We start from the raw sequence: 8,601 nt of genomic DNA on the forward strand, positions 1-8,601 counted from the left end.
GCTAAAGAGCGCTCAATACCTACCCAGACAAGGCGGCCCCCGCCGGATGGATACCGATCAAATCAGAGACTGGCGAGACAAGCGCCATGTCGATTCTCTACGGCGCGGTTTTATGCTGGCCCGGTCCAATTCAGTAGAGAAAGTAGCCTATTTCCTATCCGATTTGGCCGAAAGGCTGAATCGACCCAAAACCATTGATGTCGTTCTTTCACGTGAAGAAATCGGAGACCATCTTGGTCTGACGAGTGAAACGGTTACCCGTACGCTGACGTTCCTGCAGGGCGAAGGCATGATTTTGGTTGATGGAAAGCAAATCACTTTCTTAGAAATCGACAAACTCGAAATGCTTGCTGCGCAGATCTACTCTACCTGAGAAACAGACCGGTCGAATTGCCTGAGTCTCTTCTGCCTTATCGTGGCGCAGCCGACAAGCCCTGTGAGCGTAGATGTAGTTGCCCAGATCAACCCGCCAAAGTTGCTCGCAGCATCCATGCAACCTTTTCATGGACCGCAATTCGTGAGACCAGCAGATCTGAAGTCGCCTGATCCCCAATTTCCTCGGCATCAGGAACAACGCTTCTCGCAGTGCGGGCCGCCAAGTGATTCCCTTTCATTAGCAGGGACACCATTTCCATCGCTTCAGGTGGTGAATCGGGCACATCCGGCAATGATGTAAGTTGCGCAAATTGTTTATACGAACCGGGGGCGCAAGATCCGAGAGTGAGGAGCCTCTCGGCAATCAGATCCACTGCAAGCCAAAGCTCATTGTACTGCACCATAAACATTTGGTGCAAACTATTGAAGTGTGGCCCCGTCACGTTCCAGTGAAAATTGTGGGTTGTAAGATACAGTGTGTAAGTATCTGCGAGAAATTTCTTCAGGCCATCAATGACCACAATCCTTTTGGAATCATCGAGATTGGAATCCAGAACATGCTTCATTGACATTACTTCACCCTCACTAGAACGTTTGGACGAGCGCCCGAATGGCCATTCCAAAGATCTTGCGGCTCGGTTGTCCCGGCCGGAACATCACCCACTTGACGATCCCGGCCGGCAGTTGCCCAACAGTCGGGTCTGATTTTCCTGTTAGCCTCACTCATATCCAAGTCGCGCTGACATATATCAGGGACAGCGTGGATGAGGACAATATTATTTTTCCCCAGCAAGCCGACTCGCCGATTTCAGATTGGCGATAGATGAAGAGGTCCGATGCTTTCGCAGTCACAGAAGCAGTCGCTTAACCTCCGCGTGCTTTATCTGGTAGCCGGAAAACCCCACCAGGGCTTGCCGGTCTATGATCTCCAGCGTGTTTCCCCGTATTGTTGCCAAACCGAGTTTGCTCAATTCCCCTGCCGACCGACTGACATGCGTAGGCGAAATCCCGAGAAGGTCGGAGAGGTCGCCGCGTTGAAGAGGGAAGTGACACCACCGCTGGCTCTGCCCACCAAGTGCGCCAGCCCGATCAAATATTTCCAGCAAAAAATGACCAAGGCGGCTTGCCGAGGAGGTCTTCGCATTGAGGGTCATCTGGCGATCGGCGCGATTTTGATCCTGCAAAAGGGAATTGACCAGTCCACGTGCGAGACCTGGCTGGTGGGCGAAGAGTTCGCCGACTGCGGCACCGCCAAGAACACACAGCGAAACGCGGGTCAGGCTGGAAACGCCTTCGTTTTGCAGTCCGAGCAGTACGCTTTGCAATCCGATTATGCTCCCAGGAAGCAGGACCTCGACAATCTGTCGTTCGCCGCAGGTTGTCAGGCGATACCGGAGTGCCCATCCGCTCAGCAACGTATAGAGTTGATTTGCATGCCCACCGGGCTCGATGATGATCGTTCCCGCGTCATGCTCAACCTGCCCGCTTTTGAGGGAAGCGATAAACGCAAGCTCTTCCGGCGAATGCTTCCTGAAATGCGTCAGCTTTCGCAGCGGGCATTGCGTACAGCTGACAAAGTTCATCGGCGTCCTTGCGGCAATAGCAAATCGTTGTGGCACTCGCCGGTTCTCATGACCGATCGTTGGCACACCGAGCGACCATTTTCAATTGCCGACCCGTCCTGCCAGCAAATTGCTCGCAGCACTGTCTTATCCCCCCCAACATCGAACAAGGAGCAATCCAATGACGAGGAATAGCAAGTACTTACTTGCCGCCTTGATGGCGGGCGCGATGCTCACTTCACCTGCTGTCGCACAGGATAGCGAGCAGGCAAACGCGCAGACCCAAGTTCAATCCCAGGCGGCAGACGAACTGCAGCAGCAACAGCATGATGTAATAGCAGAGGCGACCGATGCGCTTGCCGCGACGCGGAGTGCTCTCGATGCCCTGAATGAGGGCAACTCTTCCGATGCCCTGTCCCGACTCGCGGAGGCAACCGGCAAGCTTGAAATCGTGTTGGCTCGGCGCCCCGAACTCGCGCTCGCACCCGTCGATGCGTCGGTTGAAACGATTCGACTGATCGCGGATATTGACAGCCTGCGTGCAGCACAGCGAAGTGCGACGCTGGCCTTGATTGACGGAGACACGCAGACTGCCCGCACTCTGCTCTCCAATTTCGCTGACCAGACCGCAGTTCGGGTGGAAAATCTGCCAATGGCGACTTATCCGACCGCGATCAGGAGGGCAGCCGCGCTGATCGAAGCCGGTAAGCTCGATGAAGCAAAGACCGATCTACAGCAAACCTTGAGTACTGTTGTTGTCACCGAGACGGTTTTTCCGTATCCGGTGATCAATGCTGTGCTCTCACTTGCCGCTGGGGAAGAACTGGCAGCGAAAGCGCGCAAGTCCGACGAGGATCGCGCCGCTCTGGCCATCGCACTGGAGGCAGCTCGCACATCTCTTCAGCGCGCCGCGGTTTTAGGGTATCTATCGCCCGCCACGGGGCGCAGTTTTGAAAGCCAGATTCGCATGATCGAATTGGCAACCATTGCTGGCGGCAAAGCAGAACGCGAATTTGCAGAACTCCTGCGCCAAGTGCGCGGAGCATCGTCGAGTAAAACGCGTTCGCGCTGAGAGTTATTTTCCAAGAGGAGAAAATGATGGTTTATCCAGCAAGCGTCTATCGGGCTGATCCCTTTGAGATCTTGAGGAAAGGTCTGTCGGGGTTGCCCACAGTCATGGCGAATAGCCCAACCGCTTTTCCCAAGCTCAACGTCTGGCGTACCGGGAACGGTGCGGCAATCGCTGCGGAAATGCCTGGAATTATTCCACAAAAGGTCGACATCACCGTCAAGGAGAACTTGCTTTCGATTTCAGGCGAACGCGCACAGCCCGATTGCGGCAAAGATGCGCGTTGGATGAGGCGTGAAAGGAGTTACGGCCAGTTCACTCGAGCCGTGACGCTGCCTTTCCGGATCGATCCGGAAAACGTCGAAGCGCGCTACTCGAACGGCATCCTTTTTATCGCTGCTGGCCTGTCCGACGCCGACAAGCCGCGCAAGATCGCGATCAAGGCAGGTTAGGAACTGAACATGAGCAAAAAGATGGAGACGACCAGCATCGAACGACCGGGGGAGCGATCGCAACCGGTCCAGAGGCCCTTGACCGACATCGTCGAAACCTCTGACGGAGCAATTCTCCTCGTTGAACTGCCCGGATGCAGCTCAGACGATCTGGACATCGAGCTTGCGAACGGCGTGTTGACAGTCGCGGCAAGGCCTTCGGTTTCGATGCCCCAAGAGGGCGAACTGCAGCACATCGAATTTGTTTCAACGGCTTATGAGCGCTCTTTCCAGGTCTCGGAAGATTTCGATCCCGATAAAACCGATGCGTCGATGCGCGACGGCGTACTTACTTTACGCCTTCATCGCTCTGAGAAACTGGCGCCCCGGAAGATTTCGGTGAAGGCCGGATAAGAAGGAGGAGGAGGAGGAACGATAATGAAGATCAAGGATCTTGTGCCATGGACCCGCTCGGAGAACCCGCGCCAGCCCGTACCGAATGCTGATCAGGAGGAAGCGCATCACTCTCTCAAACGTGACATCAACGCGCTTGTCGATAGGTTTGTCGAGAAGATCGGCAACCTCGATTTGCCCTGGCAGGATAATGAAGCCAAATCGGATGTAGTCCAGGCAGGCGATGCAGTCGAAATTTCGATCGAGTTGCCCGGCATGGATTTGGCTGACATCGATCTTTCGATTTCGGGCGACATGCTGGTGGTGAAAGGAGAAAAGAAGGTCGAGCGACAGGAGGAAAAGCAAGGCTACTTCCTCTCCGAGCGGGCCTACGGGCAAATCTATCGCGCCATTCCCCTGCCCCCGAGCCTCGACACCGATGCCGCCAAGGCCGATCTGAAAAACGGCGTATTGACCATTTCGATACCGCAGTCGGACGAAGCGCGATCCTCGATGAAGAAGATTACGGTCAACAAGGCATAACCTTGTCCGGGCGGGCCCAGACCGCCCGGAAATACCTAGCACCGGCTAAGCACAAGCGCTAATCTGATCTCGTAATAAGATTTGCGTGAAAGAATTGCTCTTGCGCTTCCAACGATGAGAAAGCACGCAGCATATGTCCGATCGGGAAGATGATCAAACAGTCGACACGGTAGAAATCCGGGAAGTGGTTGGAATTGTTTACAATCACAACGCTCTTGAAGAAATGGCAACACAACTGGTTGCCGCAGGGGTCGACCGCAATGACATATCCCTCATGGCCGATTGGAATACGGTCATCGAAAAACTCGGCCTGACCTATCCCGATCCGGGCGCGGTCGTCGACAACCCCGAGACTCCGAGGCGGCGCCTAACGACCAGGGATGAACATGCCACGGTCACCGGAACCGTTTTTGGAACCTTGATTGCGACCGGTGCCTTAGCAGCCGGAGTACCCATCATAGCTTCAGGAGGTGCAATTCCGCTTGTACTTGCGGCATGTACTGCTGGCGGCGGATTAGGAGCGATGTTGGCCAAACTTGTTCGCAAAAATTTGCTGACGCGGGATGATGCCGATGCAATCGAGCACGATATAAATCGCGGCGGCATTGCAGTTTTTGTCAGGGTGGATAACGCGGATGAGGAGCAACGCGCAATCAACATCATGAGGCGCAATGGTACGCATAATGTCCATGCTCATACCATCACATTACGCAAGGAATTGAGCGACCTCTCGCTTGCAAACGTACAGCCCGATCCATGGCTAGCCGATGACTGACAAGACAGATAAGGCCTTGCCGCTCATAGTAAATTCGCGCGCAGGGCAGACGTCAAGCACCGTCTACAGCATTGGAAGTCAATGCGCGGGAAATTTTCTCGACCTCATCTTTAGGAAGATCGACAGCCGACAATACCAGACGTGCCAAATCCATTCCCAGATATAGCTCCGGGTCTAAGAGCCTGATCCGAAATTAAGTTGAGTGGTGCCAGCGGGTTAGCTTGACGCCAGCTGGTCTGAGCCCCGACGCTCCTCCACCTATGAGTAGAGCCGGAGGCCCGATTGACCTGCACCCCGATCCTGGACCACCTGGCCGGAGCCGATCCAGCGATCCTAAGTCAGGGCGGGCCATGTGCCACTGACGCGGATAGCAGCGATATCGGCGGTTTGTTGCCGATCGCGCTGTGCGGTCGTACTTCGTGTCCGTCGTCAGAACATTTGGCGCAGCTCGTGTCGTAGATTAGCGGAGTGCAGGCCTCGTCTGGGGGTGGATGTTAGGCGGCGATCTTGCGGTGCTGCAAGCGCCGATGTTCGATGGTCTGTCGCTTGATCCTTTCACGCTGTTTGATGATGGCTGGTGCCCTGCCGAAGTAGGCGTCGGCGGGCGTCACATTGTTCAGGCTCTCGTGGTAGCGTTGGTGGTTGTAGTGCTCGACGAAGGCCTCGATCTGCGCTTCGAGATCACCGGGCAGGAAGTAGTTCTCCAGCAGGATGCGGTTTTTCAGGGTCTGGTGCCAGCGCTCGATCTTGCCTTGGGTCTGGGGATGCATCGGAGCGCCGCGCACATGGCTCATCTTGTTGGCCTCGATGTATTCCGCCAGTTCACCGGCGATGTAGCTGGGGCCGTTATCGCTGAGCAGCCGGGGTTTGTGCAACACCGTGGCGCTGTCACAGCCGGAAGCCGCGAGGGCGAGGTCCAGCGTGTCGGTGACGTCCTCGGCTCGCATATTGGTGCACAGCTTCCAGGCGATTATGTAGCGCGAGAAGTCGTCGAGCACGGTCGACAGATACATCCAGCCCCACCCGATGATCTTGAAGTAGGTGAAGTCGGTCTGCCACATCTCGTTCGCTCTTGTGGTCTTCGTGTGGAACTGGTCAGCCGCCTTGATCACGACATAGGCCGGGCTGGTGATCAGGTCGTGGGCCTTGAGCAGCCGGTAAACCGTGGCTTCCGACACGAAGTAGCGCTGCTCGTCGGTGAAGCGCACGGCCAGCTCCCGGGGGCTCAACTCCGACAGTTCGAGCGCCAGCTCGATGATCTGGTCGTGGATGTCAGGCGGGATGCGGTTTCACACCCGGCTCGGCGCTGATGACCGATCTTCCTGCGCCTCCGGCCCGCCTTCGAGATAGTGGTCATACCAGCGGTAGAACGTCCGGCGGGGGATGCCGAGCCGGTCCAGCGTGCGCTTCGCCGGCAAGTGCGACTGCTCGACGATCCTGATAATCTCGAGCTTCTCGGATGCGGGATACCTCATGCGTCGTCGCCCCCATCCGCGATCATGCTTTTTTTGAGCAGCCGGTTTTCCAGCGTCAGGTCGGCCACGCATTCCTTCAGGGCGTGGGCTTCGCGGCGCAGATCCTGCACCTCGCCAGTGGTCGCGGCACGAGCAGTGTCACCGGCCAGGCGGCGTTTGCCCGCTTCCATAAACTCCTTCGACCAGGTGTAGTACAGGCTCTGCGCGATGCCTTCCTTGCGACACAGCTCAGCGATGCTGTCCTCGCCGCGAAGGCCATCGAGCACGATGCGGATCTTGTCTTCAGCCGAGAAGTGGCGACGGATCGCCCGCCGAATGTCCTTTACCACCTGCTCCGCAGGCTTTTTGGTGCTTGAGGGTTTGGGTCTCATCTTCGTTCCTTCGTCACTACGACGAGACCCAAACCCTCCTTAGAGCGGTTTCCACTCATTCCGGTTCATATCCGCACGAACTGAAGTAGTTGGCGCATTCGGCGGGTTGGAAGATGTCGACGAGCCTGCCGATCAGCCCCCACAGGCCGCTGACGGTTCGCTCACCGGCCTTGCGCAGCATCGCTTTCAGACGAGAGAATGCCTTTTCGATGGGATTGAAGTCGGGGCTGTAGGGCGGGAGGAAGCGCAGGTTTGCTCCCGCCGCTTCGATCCGTTCTTTCACGGCGGCCCGCTTGTGGCTCGAGAGGTTATCCATGATGACGACGTCGCCGGGCCGCAGTTCGGGCACCAAGACCTGCGCCACATAGGCTTCGAACCAGTCGCCGTTGATCGGGCCATCGAGCACCATCGGCGCGACCATGCCGGTCATGCGCAGGCCGGCGACCAGCGTGGTGGTTTTGCGATGGCCATGCGGATAGCCCATCCGCAGCCGCTCACCCTTGGCGCAGCGGCCGTGGCTGCGGGTCATGTTGGTGGCAGTCCAGGTCTCGTCGATGAAAACGAGGCGTTCGGGTTCGAGGTCGATCTGTCCGTCGAACCAGCGCTGGCGTTGCCTCAGGACGTCGGGACGGTCCTGCTCGATCGCGTGCCCGGTCTTTTTTTGCGCGTGATCCCGTGACGGACGAAGAAGCGATGCACCGTGCCAATCCCAACGGAGGCGCCGCGTTCGATCAGCCGCGCCTGAACCTCGACCAGGGTCATGTCACCCTGCTCGGCGATCAGTCCCCGAATGAAGCCGCCGTGCGCTTCGATCCTGCCAGAATGCCGGTCGCCACCGCGCGGCTTGGCGACAGCCCCGCCATGTTCCAGCGCAAGTCGGCGCCAGCGGATCGCACTCGACACGCTGACCCCAAACCGGGCCGCCGCTGCATGGCAACTCAGGCCGCCGTCAATCGCGGCGACAACCCGGTCCCGAAGATCCTGCGAAAGCGTGCGTGCCATCCATACTGGCCTCCTGCCACCAGCAGGGAGCGTGAATCACATCAGGCCGCCTATGGGAATCTGGAGGTTTCTGTGAGGTCGCGCAGGCGCAACGCTGGCGTCGTGAAGCGGCGCGACCTCATTGAAGCCGGATTGAGCTAACCCGCTGACGCGCGCGCAACCTATGGGATTAGTGGAAGAGCACTGAACGCTGCGGTCTTGGTTTGGATGGTCCAAAGCCCTGGCGCCAGTGGTTGCAGCGCCTAATTCTCGGCAAAGGTTGCGGTGATCGTCGCTCAGATCTGCAGTATAAGCTGGCCTCAGCTCGACGCATATGCCCGGCGGATTGGCTTGTGAGATACCGGACAAAGGAGATCATGGCGTTTGTCGGCACCGCTGCCGCAACGCTGCTGTGTTTGATGTTCTGTCGATCTCTTGTGATCATGATGTATCGGGCCAGGGCTGCGGGTCACCGATACGCAAGCGCGGTAACGTGGCAGCAATGCGCAAATTGCCGCCACAACAAGGGCACCGGGTTGGGTCAAAGTGTGGCAGTCGCGCTGTGGTGTTGCTGTAGTTGCCCCTTAATTTCCGGACAGTTCCTCGGTGGTTGAACGGTTGATGTA

General features: G+C 57.3%; 9 protein-coding genes and 1 pseudogene. 6 read left to right on the forward strand and 4 right to left on the reverse strand.

Going from position 1 to position 8,601, the window contains the following annotated elements:
* Nucleotides 1-373 (forward strand): helix-turn-helix domain-containing protein (locus AX692_RS18725; protein ID WP_230961029.1); only part of this gene is annotated, 373 nt, incomplete at its 5' end.
* An 88-nt stretch (nt 374-461) separates the two neighbouring features.
* Here AX692_RS18725 and AX692_RS18730 read toward each other — a convergent pair.
* Entirely contained in the window at nt 462-947 is a 486-nt protein-coding gene (locus AX692_RS18730; RefSeq protein WP_155644848.1) for a Dps family protein, read from the reverse strand.
* Between the two features lie 276 nt (nt 948-1,223).
* Nucleotides 1,224-1,958 (reverse strand): Crp/Fnr family transcriptional regulator, encoded by a 735-nt coding sequence (locus AX692_RS20765; protein ID WP_073973514.1) that lies wholly within the window; start codon nt 1,956-1,958, stop codon nt 1,224-1,226.
* 160 nt (nt 1,959-2,118) lie between these two features.
* Between AX692_RS20765 and AX692_RS03120 the strand changes: the two genes are divergently transcribed.
* The 5 genes from AX692_RS03120 to AX692_RS18735 all read left to right on the forward strand — a co-directional run bounded on the left by AX692_RS03120 (nt 2,119) and on the right by AX692_RS18735 (nt 5,148).
* Nucleotides 2,119-3,009: a YfdX family protein gene (locus tag AX692_RS03120; protein ID WP_073973513.1), complete on the forward strand. Its 891-nt coding sequence runs from the start codon at nt 2,119-2,121 to the stop codon at nt 3,007-3,009.
* A 23-nt stretch (nt 3,010-3,032) separates the two neighbouring features.
* Complete coding sequence (locus AX692_RS03125) at nt 3,033-3,458, forward strand: Hsp20/alpha crystallin family protein (RefSeq protein ID WP_073973512.1); 426 nt, start codon at nt 3,033-3,035, stop codon at nt 3,456-3,458.
* Nucleotides 3,459-3,467: 9 nt separating this feature from the next.
* The gene (locus AX692_RS03130; protein WP_073973511.1) at nt 3,468-3,851 is read left to right on the forward strand and encodes an Hsp20/alpha crystallin family protein; all 384 of its coding nucleotides are present in this window, start codon (nt 3,468-3,470) and stop codon (nt 3,849-3,851) included.
* Between the two features lie 24 nt (nt 3,852-3,875).
* Nucleotides 3,876-4,373: an Hsp20/alpha crystallin family protein gene (locus tag AX692_RS03135; protein ID WP_073973510.1), complete on the forward strand. Its 498-nt coding sequence runs from the start codon at nt 3,876-3,878 to the stop codon at nt 4,371-4,373.
* 133 nt (nt 4,374-4,506) lie between these two features.
* A complete protein-coding gene (locus AX692_RS18735) occupies nt 4,507-5,148 on the forward strand; it encodes a hypothetical protein (RefSeq protein WP_081095098.1) in 642 nt (213 codons plus the stop codon).
* A 494-nt stretch (nt 5,149-5,642) separates the two neighbouring features.
* Here the strand turns inward: AX692_RS18735 and AX692_RS03145 are convergent.
* Nucleotides 5,643-6,994, reverse strand: a pseudogene (locus AX692_RS03145) (IS3 family transposase).
* Between the two features lie 55 nt (nt 6,995-7,049).
* Nucleotides 7,050-7,996 (reverse strand): IS630 family transposase gene (locus tag AX692_RS18745; protein WP_155644847.1). Its coding sequence is split into 2 segments (ribosomal slippage): nt 7,050-7,660 and nt 7,660-7,996, totalling 948 coding nucleotides; the frame shifts between segments, so codons are not numbered across the junction.
* Between the last annotated feature and the right edge of the window lie 605 nt (nt 7,997-8,601).

This window comes from Erythrobacter donghaensis (assembly GCF_001557325.1).
GTDB lineage: Bacteria > Pseudomonadota > Alphaproteobacteria > Sphingomonadales > Sphingomonadaceae > Erythrobacter > Erythrobacter donghaensis_B.

What these genes read in the sequence shown, in the direction of transcription:
- AX692_RS18730 (WP_155644848.1), bottom strand. Translation starts at nt 947, where the DNA reads ATGTCAATGAAGCATGTTCTGGATTCCAATCTCGATGATTCCAAAAGG.
- AX692_RS20765 (WP_073973514.1), bottom strand. Translation starts at nt 1,958, where the DNA reads ATGAACTTTGTCAGCTGTACGCAATGCCCGCTGCGAAAGCTGACGCAT.
- AX692_RS03120 (WP_073973513.1), top strand. Translation starts at nt 2,119, where the DNA reads ATGACGAGGAATAGCAAGTACTTACTTGCCGCCTTGATGGCGGGCGCG.
- AX692_RS03125 (WP_073973512.1), top strand. Translation starts at nt 3,033, where the DNA reads ATGATGGTTTATCCAGCAAGCGTCTATCGGGCTGATCCCTTTGAGATC.
- AX692_RS03130 (WP_073973511.1), top strand. Translation starts at nt 3,468, where the DNA reads ATGAGCAAAAAGATGGAGACGACCAGCATCGAACGACCGGGGGAGCGA.
- AX692_RS03135 (WP_073973510.1), top strand. Translation starts at nt 3,876, where the DNA reads ATGAAGATCAAGGATCTTGTGCCATGGACCCGCTCGGAGAACCCGCGC.
- AX692_RS18735 (WP_081095098.1), top strand. Translation starts at nt 4,507, where the DNA reads ATGTCCGATCGGGAAGATGATCAAACAGTCGACACGGTAGAAATCCGG.